At 38.3% G+C, this 19,954-nt stretch carries 20 protein-coding genes and 1 other annotated feature; of the genes, 18 read left to right on the forward strand and 2 right to left on the reverse strand.

The genetic code is table 11. The annotated features are described in order from the left end of the window. From gatB to HCB49_RS13635, 5 genes are all read left to right on the forward strand, one after another. Entirely contained in the window at positions 1-1,431 is a 1,431-nt protein-coding gene (gene gatB / locus HCB49_RS13615; RefSeq protein ID WP_185605249.1) for an Asp-tRNA(Asn)/Glu-tRNA(Gln) amidotransferase subunit GatB, read from the forward strand. 142 nt (positions 1,432-1,573) lie between these two features. Beyond that, positions 1,574-2,506: a diacylglycerol kinase gene (locus HCB49_RS13620; protein ID WP_008948100.1), complete on the forward strand. Its 933-nt coding sequence runs from the start codon at positions 1,574-1,576 to the stop codon at positions 2,504-2,506. Positions 2,507-2,654: 148 nt separating this feature from the next. Next, complete coding sequence (locus HCB49_RS13625; RefSeq protein ID WP_185605250.1) at positions 2,655-3,410, forward strand: hypothetical protein; 756 nt, start codon at positions 2,655-2,657, stop codon at positions 3,408-3,410. 23 nt (positions 3,411-3,433) lie between these two features. Beyond that, entirely contained in the window at positions 3,434-4,795 is a 1,362-nt protein-coding gene (rlmD, locus tag HCB49_RS13630; protein WP_185605251.1) for a 23S rRNA (uracil(1939)-C(5))-methyltransferase RlmD, read from the forward strand. A gap of 337 nt (positions 4,796-5,132) precedes the next feature. Then, entirely contained in the window at positions 5,133-5,687 is a 555-nt protein-coding gene (locus HCB49_RS13635) for a molybdate metabolism regulator (protein WP_185605290.1), read from the forward strand. 33 nt (positions 5,688-5,720) lie between these two features. On the opposite strand, the gene HCB49_RS13640 is transcribed toward HCB49_RS13635, so the two are convergent. Then, the gene (locus HCB49_RS13640; protein ID WP_311174246.1) at positions 5,721-6,239 is read right to left on the reverse strand and encodes a shikimate kinase; all 519 of its coding nucleotides are present in this window, start codon (positions 6,237-6,239) and stop codon (positions 5,721-5,723) included. A 178-nt stretch (positions 6,240-6,417) separates the two neighbouring features. Between HCB49_RS13640 and HCB49_RS13645 the strand changes: the two genes are divergently transcribed. The 13 genes from HCB49_RS13645 to HCB49_RS13705 all read left to right on the forward strand — a co-directional run bounded on the left by HCB49_RS13645 (position 6,418) and on the right by HCB49_RS13705 (position 19,011). Continuing rightward, positions 6,418-6,927: a hypothetical protein gene (locus HCB49_RS13645; RefSeq protein WP_185481460.1), complete on the forward strand. Its 510-nt coding sequence runs from the start codon at positions 6,418-6,420 to the stop codon at positions 6,925-6,927. A 133-nt stretch (positions 6,928-7,060) separates the two neighbouring features. After that, complete coding sequence (gene virB, locus HCB49_RS13650) at positions 7,061-7,828, forward strand: ABC transporter ATP-binding protein VirB (protein ID WP_185605252.1); 768 nt, start codon at positions 7,061-7,063, stop codon at positions 7,826-7,828. Next, on the forward strand, positions 7,818-9,797 hold the full coding sequence (locus HCB49_RS13655; RefSeq protein ID WP_185481458.1) for an ABC transporter permease: 1,980 nt from the start codon (positions 7,818-7,820) through the stop codon (positions 9,795-9,797). Before virB ends, HCB49_RS13655 begins: the two co-directional genes overlap by 11 nt. Before the next feature lie 61 nt (positions 9,798-9,858). Beyond that, positions 9,859-10,536, forward strand: a complete 678-nt coding sequence (virR, locus tag HCB49_RS13660) for a two-component system response regulator VirR (protein ID WP_008948091.1) — start codon at positions 9,859-9,861, stop codon at positions 10,534-10,536. Between the two features lie 70 nt (positions 10,537-10,606). Further along, a complete protein-coding gene (locus tag HCB49_RS13665) occupies positions 10,607-11,482 on the forward strand; it encodes an SDR family oxidoreductase (protein ID WP_185605253.1) in 876 nt (291 codons plus the stop codon). A 21-nt stretch (positions 11,483-11,503) separates the two neighbouring features. After that, complete coding sequence (locus HCB49_RS13670; RefSeq protein WP_185605254.1) at positions 11,504-11,962, forward strand: hypothetical protein; 459 nt, start codon at positions 11,504-11,506, stop codon at positions 11,960-11,962. 16 nt (positions 11,963-11,978) lie between these two features. Continuing rightward, positions 11,979-13,721 carry an adenine deaminase gene (ade, locus tag HCB49_RS13675; protein ID WP_185605255.1) on the forward strand — a complete coding sequence of 581 codons (1,743 nt, stop codon included), beginning with the start codon at positions 11,979-11,981 and terminating at the stop codon, positions 13,719-13,721. 20 nt (positions 13,722-13,741) lie between these two features. Then, entirely contained in the window at positions 13,742-14,782 is a 1,041-nt protein-coding gene (locus HCB49_RS13680; protein WP_185605256.1) for a sensor histidine kinase, read from the forward strand. A 95-nt stretch (positions 14,783-14,877) separates the two neighbouring features. After that, positions 14,878-15,118 (forward strand) — a binding site (T-box leader). A gap of 57 nt (positions 15,119-15,175) precedes the next feature. Then, the gene (locus HCB49_RS13685; protein ID WP_003742371.1) at positions 15,176-15,817 is read left to right on the forward strand and encodes an amino acid ABC transporter permease; all 642 of its coding nucleotides are present in this window, start codon (positions 15,176-15,178) and stop codon (positions 15,815-15,817) included. A 10-nt stretch (positions 15,818-15,827) separates the two neighbouring features. Next, positions 15,828-16,475, forward strand: a complete 648-nt coding sequence (locus HCB49_RS13690) for an amino acid ABC transporter ATP-binding protein (RefSeq protein ID WP_185605257.1) — start codon at positions 15,828-15,830, stop codon at positions 16,473-16,475. Position 16,476: 1 nt separating this feature from the next. Then, positions 16,477-17,292, forward strand: a complete 816-nt coding sequence (locus HCB49_RS13695) for an amino acid ABC transporter substrate-binding protein (RefSeq protein WP_185605258.1) — start codon at positions 16,477-16,479, stop codon at positions 17,290-17,292. Positions 17,293-17,383: 91 nt separating this feature from the next. Further along, positions 17,384-18,490 carry an iron-containing alcohol dehydrogenase family protein gene (locus HCB49_RS13700; protein WP_185605259.1) on the forward strand — a complete coding sequence of 369 codons (1,107 nt, stop codon included), beginning with the start codon at positions 17,384-17,386 and terminating at the stop codon, positions 18,488-18,490. A 2-nt stretch (positions 18,491-18,492) separates the two neighbouring features. Next, positions 18,493-19,011 carry a GNAT family N-acetyltransferase gene (locus HCB49_RS13705; RefSeq protein WP_185605260.1) on the forward strand — a complete coding sequence of 173 codons (519 nt, stop codon included), beginning with the start codon at positions 18,493-18,495 and terminating at the stop codon, positions 19,009-19,011. On the opposite strand, the gene gltC is transcribed toward HCB49_RS13705, so the two are convergent. After that, positions 19,008-19,895, reverse strand: coding sequence for a glutamate biosynthesis transcriptional regulator GltC (gene gltC / locus HCB49_RS13710; protein WP_185503364.1), 888 nt, complete (start codon positions 19,893-19,895; stop codon positions 19,008-19,010). The two genes, HCB49_RS13705 and gltC, sit on opposite strands and share 4 nt — an antisense overlap. Positions 19,896-19,954 lie beyond the last annotated feature (59 nt).

Raw genomic sequence — 19,954 nt, forward strand, 5'->3', positions numbered from 1 at the left:
ATGAATTTTGAAACAGTTATTGGACTTGAGGTTCACGTAGAGTTAAAAACCAATTCAAAAATATTTTCTTCTGCGCCAGCTCATTTTGGAGCAGAACCAAATACAAATACAACCGTGGTAGACTTAGGTATGCCAGGTGTTTTACCAGTTTTAAATAAACGCGCTGTAGAATTCGGTATGAAAGCAGCGATGGCAATCAACTGCGAAATTGCGGAACATACAAAATTCGATCGCAAAAACTATTTCTATCCAGATAATCCCAAAGCATACCAAATTTCCCAGTTCGATAAACCAATTGGGGAGCACGGCTGGATTGAAATCGAAGTTGGCGGTAAAAAGAAAAAAATCGGTATCACTCGCCTTCATTTAGAAGAAGATGCTGGTAAAAATACCCATACTTCTCACGGTTATTCATTGGTGGATATTAACCGTCAAGGAACACCACTCATCGAAATCGTTTCTGAACCAGACATTCGCTCTGCAGAAGAAGCTTATGCCTACTTGGAAAAACTAAAATCAATCATTCAATACACTGGCGTATCCGATGTGAAAATGGAAGAAGGTTCGATGCGTTGTGATGCCAACATTTCTATCCGCCCAGTTGGACGCGAAGAATTTGGCGTGAAAACCGAACTTAAAAACCTCAACTCATTTAACAACGTGCGTAAAGGTATCGAATATGAAGAAAAACGCCAAGCAGAGGTACTTCTTTCTGGTGGCATTATCGAACAAGAAACACGTCGTTTTGAAGAAGCAACTGGAAAAACTTCCTTGATGCGTATCAAAGAAGGATCCGATGATTATCGTTATTTCCCAGAGCCAGACTTAGTAGATTTATTTATTGATGAAGCTTGGAAAGAACGTATTCGTGCAGAAATTCCTGAACTTCCAGATAAACGCCAAATTCGTTATATTAACGATCTTGGTTTACCTGCATACGATGCAATGGTGCTTACCCTAACAAAAGAAATGTCTGATTTCTTTGAAGCAACTCTTGCAGCTGGAGCGGATGCTAAACAAGCGTCTAACTGGCTAATGGGTGAAGTTTCCGCTTACTTAAATGCAGAACAAAAAGAACTGCACGAAACAGGCTTAACACCAGAAAACTTAGCAGGTATGATTAAATTAATCGAAGCCGGCACAATTTCCTCTAAAATCGCCAAGAAAGTTTTCCGTGAATTAGCGCAAAATGGCGGCGATGCAGAGCAAGTTGTTAAAGACAAAGGACTTGTTCAAATTTCCGATGAAGGAGCTTTACGCACAATCATTGGTGAAATTTTAGATAAAAATGAACAATCTATCGTTGACTTTAAAAATGGTAAAGACCGTGCTGTTGGATTCTTAATTGGTCAGGTAATGAAAGCAACAAAAGGCCAAGCAAATCCACCAATGGCGAACAAACTATTATTAGAAGAAATGAACAAACGCTAAAAAGCAAGCAGTGAGGCATTTCGCTTCACTGCTTGTATTTATTAGGAATTTATGGCGAAATTTGCTATAATATTACTATCATGTGTCAAAACGCGCTTTTCTTTTGAACAACGCTGTTTGAGTGAAGGAGAGGACGAACATAATGCAAAAACACGCTCGAGTTATTTATAATCCCACATCTGGAAGAGAAATCATTAAGAAAAATCTTGCAGATGTCCTTTCGATATTAGAGGAAGCGGGCTATGTAACGTCTGCACACGCAACTACTGCAGAACCAGATGACGCCAAACGCGCTGCCGAAGAAGCTGTAAGAGATCGATTTGATTTAGTCGTAGCAGCTGGTGGAGATGGAACCATTAATGAAGTCATTAACGGGATTGCAGAAAAAGAATATCGCCCCAAAGTAGGGATTATACCAACCGGGACAACCAATGATTTTGCAAGAGCCTTACATGTTCCTAGAGACGTGATAAAAGCAACGAAGATTATAGCAGCTGGTCAAAGTGTAGCAATGGATATAGGTAAAGCAAATGAAACGTATTTTATTAATATTGGAGGCGGCGGTCGGTTAACCGAACTTACCTACGACGTTCCTAGCCGATTAAAAACAATGCTTGGACAACTTGCTTATTATTTAAAAGGAATTGAAATGTTACCTTCCTTGAAAGCAACTAAAGTAAAAGTAGAATACGATCAAGGTATTTTTGAAGGCGAAGTAATGTTTTTCCTATTAGGATTAACGAATTCTATCGGAGGCTTCGAAAAAATTGCTCCAGATGCTAAGCTAGATGATGGTAAATTTTCGCTTATTATTGTAAAAAAAGTTAATTTGGCAGAATTTATCCGTTTAGTCACATTAGCGCTTAGAGGCGATCATATTAAAGAACCAAATGTCATCTATGTTAAATCCGAAAAAGTAATTGTCCACTCAGAGGACAAAATGTTAATTAACCTTGACGGTGAGCTTGGTGGGGAAACCCCAATGGCATTCCGCAATTTAAAACAACATATTGAATTTTTCGCAAGTGTGGATGATATCCCTGCAACCGATTTATTCATAAAAGAAAATAGCTAAAAACTGCCCAGCTTGGTAGTTTTTTTCTTTTAGCCTAAACGTCCTAATTGCAACATAGTAAAAAGGATGTAATTATTGTTAGTTATTTGTCTTATTTGCTTAAAACAAGTATAATAAGTAGTCTGACAAGAAATGAGGTGAATGCGATATGACAAGTGAACATTTATTTAAAAAATTCACGATGATAATAATCGTTCTTATCATTGCTATCGCAGCGGCTGTTTTTTTCTTTTGGCAAGTGGATGCAGAAGAGCAAGCTCCAAAAGTAACGAAGGCAGAGCTAATTGAAAGTAACAAAGTATGGATAAACAACCAAATGCAAATTCCGATACAAGACAATATAATCTTATCCATTCCTGCAGTAAACACACAAACAACGATTGCCGCAAATGGAGATTTAATTTTAGTAACGACAAACGAAGAAATTTTAAAAGAATTAGCAGCTTCTAACGATCGGTATAAAGATATCAAAGCATATCGCCTTCGTATTGAAGCAAAGAAAGTTTCAGAGTACATCACCAATACCAAATATCGTTACCCAACAACTACCATTCAGAAAAAATTGGCTAACTATGAAATTACAAATGGTGAACGATCTGTCCAAACAGACAAAGCACCTTTAAAAATGGAAGAAACCGATAATAACGAAATAAAAGCATCTCTGAAAACCACTTTTTCAAGTGATGATGCAGAAGTTGCAGCTGGCATTTTTAATAGTAGCATTCCGGATAAAGTGACGATTACGGATAACACAAAAGAGCTTATTACCAGTAAAAATGTGACGGTTTATCCAAAATCATTTGTATACGATTTTACCTTACAGAAAAATACGATGCTAGTTTTTAAAGAGCAGGAAGAAGCTGTAATTCAAGAACCAATCGGCATTGAATACATTATTAAGTAAAGCAAAGAGAGGGGCAAGGGACTTTGGAAGCATCCCTTTTAAAGAAGAACCAATCCATTGAACTAACAATTGAGGATTTAACGCATGATGGCAGTGGAGTTGGCAAAATCGACGGGTATCCACTTTTCATTCCCAATACATTACCTGGTGAAAAAGTGACAGCCAAAATAATTAAACTAAACAAAAATTACGGTTTTGCTCGGATGGAAAATATCGAAACGGTTAGCCCTAATCGCGTGGAACCACCGTGTGCGGTTTATTCGAAATGCGGCGGCTGTAGTTTACAGCATTTAAGCTACGAGGGTCAACTTGAATTCAAGCGAAATCAAGTGGAAGAAACGATGAAGCGAATTGGTAAACTAAATGTAGAAGTACCAGCCGCACTTGGCATGGAGAATCCGTGGCGTTATCGCAACAAATCACAAGTGCCAGTTGGTTTCGTGAACGGCAAATTAACAGCTGGCTTTTATCAAAAAAGAAGCCACGCAATTATTGATATGTCTACCTGCCTGATTCACAATGAGCAAGGCGATTTGGCTGTCCAAAAAGCACGGGAAATCCTTGCTAAATATGGTACAGAGCCATACGATGAAAAAACAGGAAAAGGCGATATCCGTCATATTATGACGCGTTTTGCGCACACTACTGGGCAACTAATGATTGTATTTGTCACAACGAAAGAACGTTTACCTTTTAAAGATGAAATAGTTCGCGATTTGACAGAACAGCTGGAATTAACATCTATCGTTCAAAATATTAATCCACATAAAACGAATGTCATTTTCGGCGACCGCACGAAGACGCTTTGGGGGAAAGATATTATTGAAGACACGATTCATGGTATTCGATTTGCCATTTCGGCTCGTTCATTTTACCAAGTGAATCCACTACAAACCGAGGTCTTGTATCAACAAGCAATTGATGCGGCTGAGCTAACTGGGGAAGAAACAGTGATTGACGCCTATTGTGGGATTGGCTCTATTTCCCTTTGCCTGGCGAAAAAAGCTAAGCATGTGTATGGGGTTGAAATTGTGGATCAAGCTATTCAAGATGCCCGGGTAAATGCAGAACTAAACGAACTTACGAATACAACGTTTGAAACAGGGAAAGCAGAAGAGGTCATTCCAGCATGGTATAAAGCTGGAATCGTGGCAGATGTTTTAGTGGTTGACCCACCTAGAAAAGGCTGCGATGAGAAACTGCTTGAAACGATTTTAGCGATGAAACCAAAGAAAGTTGTCTATGTTTCTTGTAATCCAGGGACATTAGCTCGTGATATGAAAATATTGACAGAAGGTGGCTACGTGGCGAAGAAAGTCCAACCAGTAGATATGTTCCCAATGACGACACACATTGAAGCAGTCACTGTTTTAGATTTAAATTAATGTATACAAAAACCGCCATAATGGGATAAATGGCGGTTTTTGTTTTCGAGTGTGTGTGGTTGACTAATAAATTAACAGACGAGATTAACAAAAATCAAGTCCAGTTTTTATTTAACCACGAAATAAAAAAATGGTCAAAGGTGTATAATTTAACGTTTATAGCATAATTTGATTAATTTTTAACAATATTATCACGTTTAAGTTAATTAAAATACAAAAATGGTGAAAAGTGGTCATAAAATTGTTGTAAAATTGACATATTTTTTTCTCCTTTCAAATGAGAGCATAATTTGGTAAGATGAATGTAGGAAGTTTCACATGAATGGAGGAAATGAAAATGGCGATTACGATGTATATTGACAACCCGAATGCCGTATTAAACAGCGAAACAACACACCCGCATTTCAAGGAGCACTTTAAAGCCAGTTTTTATTTGGATGAACAAGATACTTACGGTCCGTTTGGCTATGACGATGGCCTCGATGTGTTGCGTCGTTTAGAAGAATATTTTAGTGATAAAAGTGACCAAGGACTTAATTTAGCTGCTTTTCCAAAATACATGATGGAAACAGTGAAGAAAGCGAATTATGTTCCAGCAAAAGACGATGGGGTAGAGCGTTTGCAGCAATTGTTAGCTGAGTTTGGCAGTGATGTTCGGACATCCGATAGAATTACGGTTTCGGCTGCTTTAGCACAAATCAAAATCACAGGCTACGTTTTACCGGCGCTCCGTGATGCGGCTCTAGAATCGCTCCATCGCGAAATCGAATTAAACAAAATCGAAGGCATTGATGCGGGTTATGCAGATAGTATGTTTTATGATTTATTAACATTTACAAAAGACTATACGTCTGTGTTACCGGATATGTGGTGCAGACACTGTACAGAATAAAAAAACAGCGCTAATTAATTAGCGCTGTTTTTTTTATTTATCTAACATAGCCAAAATCGCTGTAGCAACTTCTTGCTGATTGCGGTTATCGGTGTTAACAATGAAATCTGCGGAGGCTTGGTAATGAGCAATCCTTGGTTCAAAAATAGCGCGAATTTCTTCGGCTGATTTTTGTTGTACAAGTGGTCGCGTAGTGTCACCTTTTAAGCGATTCATAAATACTTCAGGGTCGGTTTCTAAATAAATGACCGGATATGTATTTTTCAAAACTTCTCTATTTTCAGGATTGAGAACAATGCCACCGCCTGTTGCGATAACGGCTTTGGTATTAGCTAATTCTTTTAATTTTTCATGTTCTAGACGGCGGAATTCTTTTTCACCATATTTAGCGAAAATGTCCGATACACTCATTCCTTGTTCGCTCGTAATTACTTCGTCAATATCGATGTACGGTAAATTAGCTAAGTTTGCGAGTATATTTCCAACCGTTGTTTTTCCAGCTCCCATGAAGCCAATTAAGATAACTTGATCGATGATGTTCTCCTCCTTTATTTAATTACTACATTTTACTACTTAAAAGCATTAAAGAAATTATATCACAAATGCTAAAAAGGTCAACCGAAATTTATTATTTGGAGAGCTATTCTACAGAAAAAAGAAAGCCTCCTTTCCATTGTAGTATATTTCTAGTACAATAGAAATAATAGAGCTGTGAAACTGGAGGAAAAAAATGATAGAAGATGAGCTAGAACAAGCAGAGAAAACAGAGAAAATCGAATTTGGGGTAAATCGACGCTTGATTTTTTCTAGTTGTTTACTTTGGATGGCAGTAGGATTATTGCTTTACGTTATTTTTAGTCATATCAAAGGTGTTAATGGCATAGAAGAAATCATTTTACTCGTGTTTATCGGGCTGTGCGTGTTACGTCCGTTGCTTCGTTTAATTAATCTTAATCCAACAGTAGAATTAACAGAACGGGGAGTTGCTTACCGTGGTGATTTTAAAGCATGGAATGAAATAAAAGCAACAGAATTGAAAAAGCCAGCGATTATGCTTTTTTCGCAAGGTAGATTAAAAATCATGACATCAATTAATGGGAGAGCGGAGATAGCTTGGGATATCGTTGCCGCGGATGTTTCCATCAGTTTAGAAGAACTGGAAAAACTCATTCAATCTATGCGAGAAACTTATACAGATGACGAAACAATTGGTACGGAAATCTTCGTGGAAAAGAAATAAGAAGAAAAATCATTTGTCTGTTTTTATTTAAAATAGGGAGATGATTTTTTTGATAAATACAACTATAGCCCATAGTATCTTGGTTAAAAGTAAGGTAAAATAACCAAATAATGAATGTAACGGGAGGAATACAATGGAAACAGTGCTAAAGGCGCATAAAGTTAGAAAAGTATACGGCTCCAAAGGAAATTTGTTTTCTGCGCTTGGAAGTATTAGTTTAGAAATACAAAAAGGCTCATTTGTTGGCATCATGGGTCCTTCTGGTGCGGGGAAATCTACTTTATTAAATGTGTTATCCTCCATCGATAAGCCGACTTCTGGAGAAATTGAAATCGGCGGGAAACTAATTTCTCAAATGAACGGGAAAGAGCTAGCGGTTTTTAGACGTGATCAGCTTGGTTTTATTTTTCAAGATTATAATTTGTTAGATACTATGACAGTGAAAGATAATATTGTTTTACCGCTGGCGCTCGCTCACGTAAAACAAGCAGAAATAGATGAGCGTTTTGAAATTATTGCGCGTCAGTTTGGGATTTTTGAGCTGCGGAATAAATATCCTACAGAAATATCTGGCGGACAAAAGCAAAGAACGGCGGTTTGTCGAGCCATGATTACGGAACCAACACTCATTTTTGCGGATGAACCTACAGGAGCGCTTGATTCTAAAGCCGCGACAAACTTGTTAGAGGGGCTTTCCCAAGCAAAAGATGTCCGCGATTCTACGATTTTGATGGTGACGCACGATGCTTTTGCGGCTAGTTACTGTGAAAGAATTATGTTTATTAAAGACGGCGAAATTTTCACTGAAATCTACCGCGGAACAAGTTCGAGAAAGCAATTTTTCCAAAAGGTGTTAGATGTGTTGGCGCTTCTTGGAGGTGGCGAAAACGATGTTATTTAAAGTCGCGCTGACTAATATGCGAAAGAATTTTAATCAATATATTGTTTATTTTGTTTCGCTGATTGTCTGTGTGTTAGTGTTTTTTACATTTGTTTCGTTATCGTATAATCCACTCATTGAAACGGTATTTAAGCGCTGGGAGCTATTCGGGCCGGCGATGTTTTCTTCTGCAAGTATTATGTTGATATTGTTTATCTTCTTTTTTATCTTTTATTCTAATAGTTTTTTTCTCAAAAGACGAAAACGGGAAATCGGGCTTTATTCATTACTTGGTTTGCGGAAATCGCAAGTTGTTTTAGTATTATTTTTTGAAAATGCAATGCTTTATATGCTGGCGACTTTGTTTGGGGTTTTAATTGGTATTTTTTCCTCTAAATTGTTTGCGATGGTTTTATTTTGGATTGTCGGATTGGCGATCGATGCGGAATTTATTATTTCGTTTAAAGCGATTCTGGATACGATGCTCGTCTTCTTTGCTATCATGCTCTTTACATCTGTGTATGCGATTTTTATTGTCTTACGTTACAATTTAAGCCAACTATTCAAAAATGATGAAAAAGAGGAGAAAGTGGCTAAGGGGTCTTTCTTATTTATGCTAATCGGGCTAGCTTTAATTATTTTTGGTTATTATTTAGCGACGAGCAATATTGAAGAATCGCCAATTTGGCTAAAGTATGATTTTTTTGATTTGATTTTAGTGATTATTGGGGCAGTGATTTTAGGAACTTGGCTGATGGTCAGATTTGGTACGCCTTATTTAATCCGAAAATTATATAATAATAAGCATTTCTTTTATAATGGGACAAATATTATCGGGGTGACTTCGCTACGTTTTCGGTTGAAGAAAAATGCTGGAACGATTGCGATGATTGCTGTGTTGAGTGCGACGACGCTGACGATAATTGGCTCGATGAGTAGTTTTTATGTGCGAACAATCAATGATATTTCAGCTGAGAATCCTTCTAGTTATCAGGTGCTTGATATTTCTGCCAAAGAAGAAGCGGAGATTATTCAAACCATCCATGATGATCAAGATCATAAGTTGAAAAGTTTGATGGAGGCGGAAATGGTTAGCGCCGTCCTTGAGTATAAAGATATTCCAAAATACAGGATGCGCATGGATAACATGATCCATACGGTTGTATCTGAATCGGAGTATATCCGAATCGGCGAGCGGCAGCGAGATGACTTTGAAAGACCTAAAAAATTAGCATACGGGGATGCCATTTTACTCGGGAAAAATACGTATTATGCTCGAGCAGAAATTCAAGATAAATGGCTTACACGTAAAATGGTCGTTCAGTCAAATGAACCTTCTGCTAAAAATATGAAGCCAATCAAAGTCGTGGATTTCCGTGAGTTTTCTATCTTTAATACAGGGATTTCCTATGAAACACTCGTCGTATCCGATGACTATTATGATGATTTGGAACGACTTTTCCCGCCGGAATCTGTCGAGATGTTTGATATCACGAATCCGAATCATAGCGAAAGTTTGGATAAAAAAGTGCAAACAATCGTGGACGGGGAGCCCTCATTATTCTCAGAAAATGTTTCTTCGTATTATACGAATTATCATTTGATTTCCACATTGGTTGGGTCGTTATTATTTATTGGTATTTTTATTGGTGTTGTCTTCTTTTTAGCAACAGGAAGTATTATTTACTTTAAACTCGTGACAGATGCCGTATCGGAAAAAGCCAAATTTGATATTTTATTTAAGTTAGGTGTAACAGAAAAAGAAGTGCGAAAAATTATTTCCAAACAAGTGTGGCCGATTTTTGTTATTCCGTTATTTTTCGGAATTGCGCATTCGATGGCTGCTTTATGGGGTATTTCGGTTAATTTAATGGACAATATTAAGTATCCCGTTTTAATTGGAACAGGCATTTATATTGTGTGTTATACCGCATATTACTTCTTATGTATTGATTCTTTTACCAAAATTGTGATGGGTAATAAAAAGTAATTGGCTTTTACGGCTAATTCAGCTAAAATGAATAGAGAGTTCTGCTGAGGGGGTACTAGAAATGGTTAAGGTATATATCGTAGAAGATGATGAAGTAATCCGTGATACAATCCGGAAACATTTAAGTAAATGGGGATTTGAGATTGGTGTAGTAGAGGATTTTAACAATATTTTACAAGAGTTCTTATCTTTTGAGCCCCAATTAGTTATTTTAGATGTCAATCTCCCTTTCTTTGATGGTTTTTATTGGTGCAATCAAATCCGTGAAGTATCAAATGTACCGATTATCTTTTTATCATCGCGTAATTCACGAATGGACCAAATTATGGGCATGAATATGGGTGCAGATTATTATATTGAGAAGCCAGTCGATCTTGATGTACTAATGGCGCGGATTAACGCACTTTTAAGACGAACATATTCTTATGCAGATTTAGAAGAAGCTAACGTAATGGAGCACAATAATGTCTTCCTACACATCGATACGAATACTCTCACACATTTAGAAGATAAAATTGAGCTTACTAAAAATGAATTTTTAATTTTATATGAACTAATGAAACAAAAAGGTAGCATTGTAAGTCGTGATGAAATTATGCGCGCACTTTGGGAAGATGAAAGTTTTGTGGATGATAATACGCTGACAGTTAACGTCGTGCGCATTCGTAAAAAACTAGCCGAAATTGGTTTAGGTGAATTTATCAAAACGAAAAAAGGCCAAGGTTATATGATTGAATGAGAAAGAAAACAGGAAGATAGCGCCAAAAAACGCGAACTTCCTGTTTTTCGTAAATTAAGGAGGAGTCAAAATGAAAGTTTTAGTATTTGGTGGCACACGCTTTTTTGGAAAGAAGTTAGTGGAAAGACTCATTTCGGACGGACATGATGTGACTATTGGTACACGAGGAAAAACAGAAGATAATTTTGGCGATTCTGTCAAACGGGTGGTTTTAAACCGGGAATCAAGAGATGATTTATTTCAATTAGCAAAAGAAGAATGGGACGTTATTTACGATAATATTTGTTTCTCTCCAAAAGAAGCACTCTATGCAGTAGATGCCTTCAAAGGAAAAGTGAAACGATACATATATACGTCATCGCTTTCAGTGTACAGCCAAAAAGGACGTGCACTAGTAGAGGATGACTTTAATCCAAAACATTATGAAATTGTGATAGGTGACAAGGAAGATTTCGATTACGGAGAAGGCAAACGACTAGCAGAAGCTGTTTTTTTCCAAAAGGCTTCATTTCCAGTTGTGGCGGTTCGCTTTCCGATAGTGCTTGGTCTCGACGATTATACGAAACGACTGCATTTTCATATCGATCATATTAAAAACCACGAAGAAATTGGGATTAGCAATGGTCAAGCTGAAATTGGCTTTATTACCTCGGATGAAGCAGCGCATTTTTTAGCGTGGGTTGGCGTTGAGTCTGATTTGACTGGACCAATCAATGCAGCTTCTGACGGCACGTATGCGTTAAATAGCTTTATCAAAATGCTCGAAGCGAAAACAGGTGAAGTTGCGCTAGTGGAATCAGTAACTGACGATGTGGATGATTCTCCATTTGGCTTCGAAAAAACCTATTACTTAGATAATACGAAAGCAAAAGAAGCTGGTTTCGTTTTTAACGATTTACAAGAATGGTTACCGACTTTAGTGACAGACATTTTAAAAGAAAATTAATTTTGGAGGAAAAAATACACTATGTTAAACTTTGAAGAAAAAAAGGCACTTATAGAAGCAATCGATGGTTTTGAACTACATGAAATTTCTATGGGGCGCATCAATGTGCACTATCCAGCGAGTAAACGAGACAAAAAAATCATCGTCAAACATCTTCATCCAAATGGCAATGCTTTTGTCTACGCGCCATTTTTAGAAGTAGAGCCGCTCGACAAACAAGGCTATGTCAATGTAAAAGATTACTCGGAAAATGAAATTCGCGTTTTACTACTTGAAGCAAAAGAATTTATGGACAGCGACGAGGATGGCTATAAAGATGGCTTAACAAAAATATACAAAGACAATAGCGGTGAAAAACTATCGCTCGTATATGAAAATAAAATGTGGGTTATTTATACAGGTGAAAATTTAGAAGCAGTTTTCCCTACCCTTGAAGCTGCAGAAGGTTATTTGCTTGATGAAGGTTTTTTTGAAGCTTAATTGACGGAGGTGAAATTTGGTGGAGAATTTAAAACAACTGCAAGAGCGTGTTGCGGTCAGTGATGGTCGTGCAAAAGCGGATTTGGTTATTACAAACGGACGAATTATCAATGTTTTTTCTGGAGAAATCATGGATGGCGATATTGCGATTAAAAATGGCTATATCGCTGGAATTGGTGATTTTCCGGAAGCAGAAAAAGTCATCGATGCAGCAGGGGCGTTTATTGCACCTGGTTTTATTGATGCTCATGTTCACGTAGAAAGTGCGATGGTAACACCAGCTGAGTTTGCCCGTGTGCTGCTACCTAATGGTGTGACAACCATCGTGACAGATCCACATGAAATTGCCAATGTTGCCGGGGAAAAAGGAATTGAATTTATGTTAGAAGATGCCAAAGGGGCACCGCTAGATATGTTTGTGATGCTTCCATCCTCTGTTCCAGCAACCGACGGCGAGCATAACGGCGAAACACTACATGCCGAAAAACTCCACCCACTATATCGACATGAAAAAGTAATCGGCCTTGCAGAAGTAATGGATTTTCCATCAGTAGCAAAAGGTAGTTCGGATATTTTAACCAAAATTATCGATGCTAAAAAAGAAGGCGGTCGAATTGATGGTCACGGAGCGGGCTTAACGAGCGCGGATTTGAATAATTATCTGGCAGTTGGGATTCGAACAGACCACGAGAGTACAACGGCGAAAGAAGCGACAGACCGCTTACGTGCCGGCATGTTTGTAATGTTACGCGAGGGGACGGTCGGCCGTGATTTACTCCAAACGATTCCCGCCGTATCCGAAAAAAACAGCCATCGTTTTTGCTTTTGCACGGATGATAAATTGATTAATGATTTAATTACAGAAGGCTCGATTAATTACAATATCAGGCTGGCAATCAATAACGGCATAGAACCAATTACAGCTATCCAAATGGCAACAATCAATGCCGCCAATTGTCATAATTTACCATACCTCGGCGCGATTGCCGCGGGATACCAAGCCGATATCGTTTTCCTCAAAGACCTAAAAACTGTAGAAATTAGCAAAGTCTTAAAAAACGGTGAAGTAGTCGTAGAAAATGGTGTGCGTAACGAAGCTGCTTTCAAACAACAAGCAGCAGTGCCATTTGCGTCCCCCCCCATCAATCATCATTTACAGTTACAAGATTTAGCGTTACCTTTAACAAAAGAAACGTGCTATGTCATCGGGATGCAACCAAACAGTTTATTTACCGAAAAGCGTATCGAACAAGTCACTATTCAAAATGGGAAATTCGTCCCTAACGTGGAAAACGATTTACTTAAAATGGCCGTGGTAGAGCGTCATCATGATACCGGTTGTGTAGGCGTTGGTATCGTAAAAGGATTTGGTTTAACAGAAGGCGCGATTGCTACGACTGTTGCTCATGATTCCCACAATATTGTTGCGGTTGGTGTCAGTGATGAAGCCATGAAAGCGGCAATTGATCATATTACTCAAACGGGCGGCGGAATTGCGGTCGTTGATGGTGCTGGAAAAGTACTTCATGATTTGGCGCTTCCGATTGCAGGGCTTCTGAGCGATAAACCGTACGAAGAAGTAGAAACGGACCTAGCCGGGCTATTAAAAGCCTTTAACCAAATTAGTAGCGCCAAAGGTTTTGATCCATTTTTAACCTTGTCGTTCTTAACCTTACCAGTTATTCCAGAGTTAAAACTAACAGACCAAGGTTTGTTTGATTTTGCTACGTTTCAAATCATTCCAAATGAAGTAAACTAACTATAGCGAGGAGGTGCGATATGAACTGGTGGAGTTATATAAAAGATAAACGATTTTTCTTATTGTTTTTTTGCAGTATTATGTTTTTTGTAGGCGTATTAATTTCGATTGATCCTAATAGTAAATTAACACTCGGAAATTTCATTTATTTATATGTATTTGTTTTAGTCTTCTTACTTTCATACCTCGTGCTCGGCTATTTCTTTAAATATAGTTATTGGCGCGAAATGAAAGAGCTAGTTAGCGGGGAAATTGAAGAAAATATTATTGAATTACTGCCAAAACCGCGGACTCGCGAACAAGCATTTTTTAATCAGCTAATGGCGAAAAAGCATAAAGAAGAATTACGAACAATTAGCAAGTTACAAGATAAACAACAAGAATACCATGATTTTATTTTATACTGGGTGCATGAAGTGAAAACCCCGGTAGTTGCAAGTAAAATGTTAATTAATAATCCAGATTTAAACGATACCGAAACAATTTTTAAACAAATCGATGAAGAATTAACGACGATTGATAAACTGGTTATGCAAGCACTTTATTTTTCCAGGCTGGATACGTTCTCGAAAGATTACTTTATACAGGAACAAAATCTTGGAGCAGTGGTGCGCGAGTCTGTCAAACGTCATTCTAAACTTTTCATTGGTAAGAAAATGAAGTTAGATTTGCAAAATGTGGATATCGACGTGCGGACGGATAGTAAATGGCTTGGATTTATTTTGGACCAAATTTTGTCCAATGCACTGAAATACACAGAAAGCGGCGGCGAAGTAAAGATTTGGTGTGATACGGAAGAATCTGGAAAGAAAGTACTTCACATTAGGGACAACGGACGCGGGATTAAAGAAGAAGACTTACCTCGTGTATTTGAACAAGGTTTCACTGGTAACATTGGTCGTCAAGAGAAAAAAGCCACAGGAATGGGATTATATCTTGCTAAACAAATGGCGAAAAAATTAGGTCACGAAATTTCCATTCAATCTCAGAGTGGCGTGGGAACAGAAGTGAATATTTATTTTGAGCAAAAGGATGATTATTTACTAATTGCGAAAGATTAATAGAAAGTGGTGTGCGAATGCGCACCGCTTTTTTTTGTGTAATTAAAAACGGTTGACTCTGTCGCTTTATCGTGGTAGAGTATTAGCAAGAAGAAGCAAAAGCGTTGAGTAGAACAAGTAGAGCGTGATTCTTTAGAAGAGAGTCCTTGGTTGGTGCGAAAGGATAAAGATAGCGTCATCGAACACATCTCGGAGCTGGTTTGCTGAAGCATAAGTGAGTAGGTGAACTCGGGGTAAGCCCGTTATAGCTTGTTAGTCACGAACTAACAGAGGCTGGTACTGCGAAGTATCAGTAAATTGAGGTGGAACCACGTGAATAGTATTCTCGTCCTCTTGGCCAATTTGTGCCAAGAGCGACGAGATTTTTTTATGCTAAAAAAGGAGCGAAGAAATATGGATTATATTATGGAAATTTTACCAGCTTTACTCGACGGGGCGAAAACAACTTTACTCGTTTTTGCAGTGACGCTCGTTTGTTCGATTCCGCTAGGGGCTGTCGTAGCGGTTGGGAACATTAGCAAAATAGCACCGCTGAAATTCATTTTAAATATTTACATTTGGATTATGCGAGGAACGCCATTACTTTTACAATTAATTTTTATCTATTATGGTTTACCGATTATTGGCGTAGTTTTTGACCGGATGGACGCGGTGTTTATTGCTTTTATTTTAAATTATGCTGCTTATTTTGCAGAGATTTTCCGCGGTGGCTTTCTATCTATCGAAAATGGACAATATGAAAGTGCGAAGGTGCTTGGGCTTACTTATGGACAAACACTTCGGAAAATTGTCTTACCTCAAGTTGTTAAACGCGTCTTGCCAGCGATTGGTAATGAAGTCATCAACTTAGTGAAAGATTCTTCCTTAGTTTATATCCTCGGAATTGGCGACTTATTACGAGCAGGGAAAATCGCCATGAGTCGAGACGTTACCCTAATCCCGCTCGTATTAGTAGCAGCAATCTACTTGGCGTTAACTGCCATCCTAACCATACTATTTAAACAACTCGAAAAACGTTTTAGTTATTATAAATGAGGTGAAGAAAATGTTGGAAATTAAAAATCTATCGAAAAAATTTGATCAAAAAACGATTTTAGATAATGTAAACATAACGCTTCAAAATGGCGAAATACTTTCTATCGTTGGGCCATCTGGTGGTGGAAAAACGACTTTACTTCGTTGTATTAGTGGACTGGAAAAAATGGATGCTGGCGAAATTTTCATTGATGGAGAGAAAATTGACCCAATGTCGCGGAAAGATGTCGAAAATACGATTGGTGTTGTGTTCCAAGAATTCCACTTGTTTCCACATTTAAGCGTTCTCGATAATTTGATTTTGGCACCAACACTTGCTCGGAAAACGAAAAAAGACGAAGCCATCAAAGAAGCAACACGATTACTAGGGTTGCTTGATTTAGCCGATAAAGCCGATAGCATGCCGTTCCAATTGTCAGGCGGACAAAAACAGCGCGTAGCCATTGCCCGTGCGCTTGCGATGAACCCAAAAGTACTCCTGTTTGATGAACCAACATCGGCACTCGATCCTGACTTACGCGATCATGTTGCAGCGTTAATTTTAAGTTTGAAGAAGGTTGGAATTACGCAGATTATCGTCACGCATGATCACACTTTTGCAGAAAAAGTAGCGAATCAAATGATGGAAGTCGAACCACTAAAAAAGGAGGCAATTTAAGATGAAAAAAGGATTATTAATAGCTGTAATGGCAATTGTGATGTTAGCGCTGGGAGCTTGTTCCAGTAGTGAATCGAAGGAAGACCAGTGGGAGCGAATTAACAAAGATAAAGAAGTCGTGATTGGCTTGGATGATAGTTTTGTGCCAATGGGATTTCGAGATAAAGATGATAATTTAGTCGGTTTTGATATTGATTTGGCGAAAGCAGTTTTTGCGGAATATGGCATTAAAGCGAAGTTCACGCCGATTGATTGGACGATGAAAGAGTCAGAATTGAAAAATGGCTCGATTGATTTAATTTGGAATGGCTATACTGTGACGGATGCTAGAAAGAAACAAGTCGCTTTTAGTAACCCTTACATGAAAAACGAGCAAGTGCTAGTAACGTTGAAATCAAGCAATATTAATAAATTTAGCGATATGAAAGATAAAACACTCGGAGCTCAAAACGGCGCAAGTTCGATTGATGATATGGCGAACAAACCTGAAGTGCTGACAGATATTATTAATAACAATGAGCCAGAATTATATGATACATTTGATACAGCTTTTATTGATTTGAATAACAAACGGATTGACGGTTTAATTATCGATGAAGTTTACGCGCGTTATTACATTGATAAACAAAAAAATAAAGACGATTACAACATTATAACTGGCGGTTTTGATGCAACAGATTTTGCAGTAGGAATGCGTAAAAGTGATAAAGAATTACAAACAAAAATCAATGAAGCTTTTGAAAAATTATACAAAGCAGGCAAAATGCAAGAAATTAGCAAAAAATGGTTTGGCGATGACGAAATCGCTAAGCAATAGCTAGTTTGACAGTAGGTTTAAGTTCCTATACAATTTGAATTATAAATGTCGCAGCCGAATATCCGACCGTGCCAGACAGAAGGGATGATTTTTGTTGAATAAAGAATTAATTGTTCGCGGAGCTCCGCAAGAATATTTTTGCCAAGTTGGCGCGTGGGATACGTTACCCACTCACTTAGAACGCCGCGGTTTGAAAAATGTGTTAGTAGTTCGTGGAAATGCTTCTTGGGAAGTTGCTAAACTTAAATTCCCTGAATTATCAACGGTTACATCTACTTTTGAAGTATATAATGGTGGTTCTACCTACGAGGAACGTGATCGTCTGGTAACGCTAATGAAAACAAACAAGATGGATGCGATTATTGCAGTTGGTGGCGGAAAAATTGCCGATGTATGTAAAGCAACTGCTGCAGTTTTACGGTTGCCAGTCATTATTTTACCTACACTTGCATCTACTTGCGCTGCCTATACACCGCTTAGTGTGATGTATGACGAAGCGGGTGCGATGATTCGTTACGATGTGTTCGCTAGCAGCAATGCGTTATTATTAATTGATCCAGAAATGATTTTAGATTCTCCAAAAGAACTACTTGTTGCGGGAATTGGTGATACATTAGCAAAATGGTACGAAGCAGATGTGATTATTAACGCTTTACCGAGTAAATCTGTTGAAATCGAAATTGCCCACATTGCTGCGAAAATGTGTCGTGATAACTTGTTAGAGTTCAGTGAAGAAGCACTCGCTGCCATGGATAAACAAGAGCTAAATGAAGCATTCGTTAAAATTATCGAAACAAACATTTTAGTTGGTGGAATGGTTGGTGGTTTTGGGGACGATTATGGTCGTTGTGCTGGTGCGCATTCGATTCATGACGCGCTAACGATGGTTCCAGAAACGCATCACTTATTGCATGGTAATAAAGTAGCGTATGGAATTTTAGTACAATTAGTTATTGAAAATCGTTGGGATGAAATCGAACAACTATTACCGTTTTATTCCAAACTAGGTCTTCCAATGAGTTTATACGATATGGGGCTTGCGACACTTGCGGATGATACGCTTATTGCAGTTGCTAAGCGCGCCACGGAACCACATGAAACAATCCATATGATGCCAGGTGAAATGACGGCAGAAGTCGTGTTAAATGCGATGAAACAACTGGAAGATAGTATGGCAATGAAACGAGTGACGAAGTAAAAATGATTATTCGGAAAGAACAACCACAAGATTATCAGGCGATTCGTCACGTGAATGAGGAAGCTTTTAAAGGTAGTGTGGAAGCCGACTTAGTTGAAAGCATTCGGGCATCTGATTATTATCAGCCGGGATTATCACTTGTAGCAGAAGCGGAGAATGGCCGCATTGTTGGCTATATTATGTTTAGCGAAATTTCGCTTGAGACAGCTGGGCGCAGTAGGTTTATTTTGGCGCTTGCCCCACTAGCTATTTTACCTGAATATCAAGGGATGCGAGTGGGTTCCAGACTAATGGAAGAAGGTATCCGGTTATCACGCGAAAAAGCATATCCGGCCATTGCTGTGCTTGGACATGCTGATTATTATCCGCGATTTGGATTTATTCCTTCTGAGCAGTTTGCGATTCCAGCACCATTTGATGTGCCGGCTGAATACTTTATGTTTTTAGAACTGTATGATGGTAGTTTAGAAAATTTAGCTGGTACTATTCATTATCCAGCAGCCTTTTCAGTAAATGCTTAATTAGAAAAAAATGAAATAATAAATGAACGGAACAAATTCTCGGAAGGGGATAGGTTCCGTTTTTTTGTCGTAATAATCCCAACCGAACGGCGCAACTCTTTGTCACGTAGCGCAATACTTTTCGTTTCTTTAAAAATCGCCCCATCTAAAATCATTTCCGGCAAAATGCTAATACCGAGTCCAGCCCCGACCAGTCCTTGAATCGTATAAAAATCTCTACTTTGAAAAGCAATTTGTGGCGTGAAGCCTTTTTTATTGGCGGCTTTTGTCACAATTTTATATAAATCAAAGTCTTCCGGGTAAAGAACGAATTTTTCGGAAGCAAGTTCTTTTAAGGAAACATTAAAGTTTTCAGCAAGCGGATGGTTCTCGGGAACGATTAACTTCAATTTTTCATCAAAGAAACGAATGGCTTCGATTTGGTCGCTAGATTCGGGAACAGGTGATAAGAAAGTCATGTCGAGTGCGCCGTTAAGTAGCATTTCGGTAAGCTCTTCATTGGTTCCTTCCATAAATTTATAGGTGATTTGTGGGTATTTTTCGCGAAAAGTAGAAATGACGGATGGCAAAACTTTGGTCGAAAGTGAGTTAGGCAAGCCAACACGGACGGTTCCTTTCGCAGGATCGGTGTATTCGGTTACGAGCGCTTCGGCTTTTTGCAATTCATTTAAAGCGATGGCGGATTGCTTAAGAAATTCTTGACCGACACTTGTGAGCTGCATATTTCTACCAACACGATCAAATAAATGCACACCAAGTTCTTCTTCTAGTTTCGTTATCTGTCTACTTACGGCAGATTGGGCTACGTGCAAATTCTCACTAGCTTTGGTCATATGCTCGACGCGGGCTACTTCCATAAAATACTTTAATTGTCGTAGTTCCATTTCTTACCTCCGATTGTTCTCGAAATGAGATTGTTTTATTCTATTATATATATTGTTTC

The sequence above is a fragment of the Listeria cossartiae subsp. cayugensis genome (assembly GCF_014229095.1).
Classification (GTDB): domain Bacteria; phylum Bacillota; class Bacilli; order Lactobacillales; family Listeriaceae; genus Listeria; species Listeria cayugensis.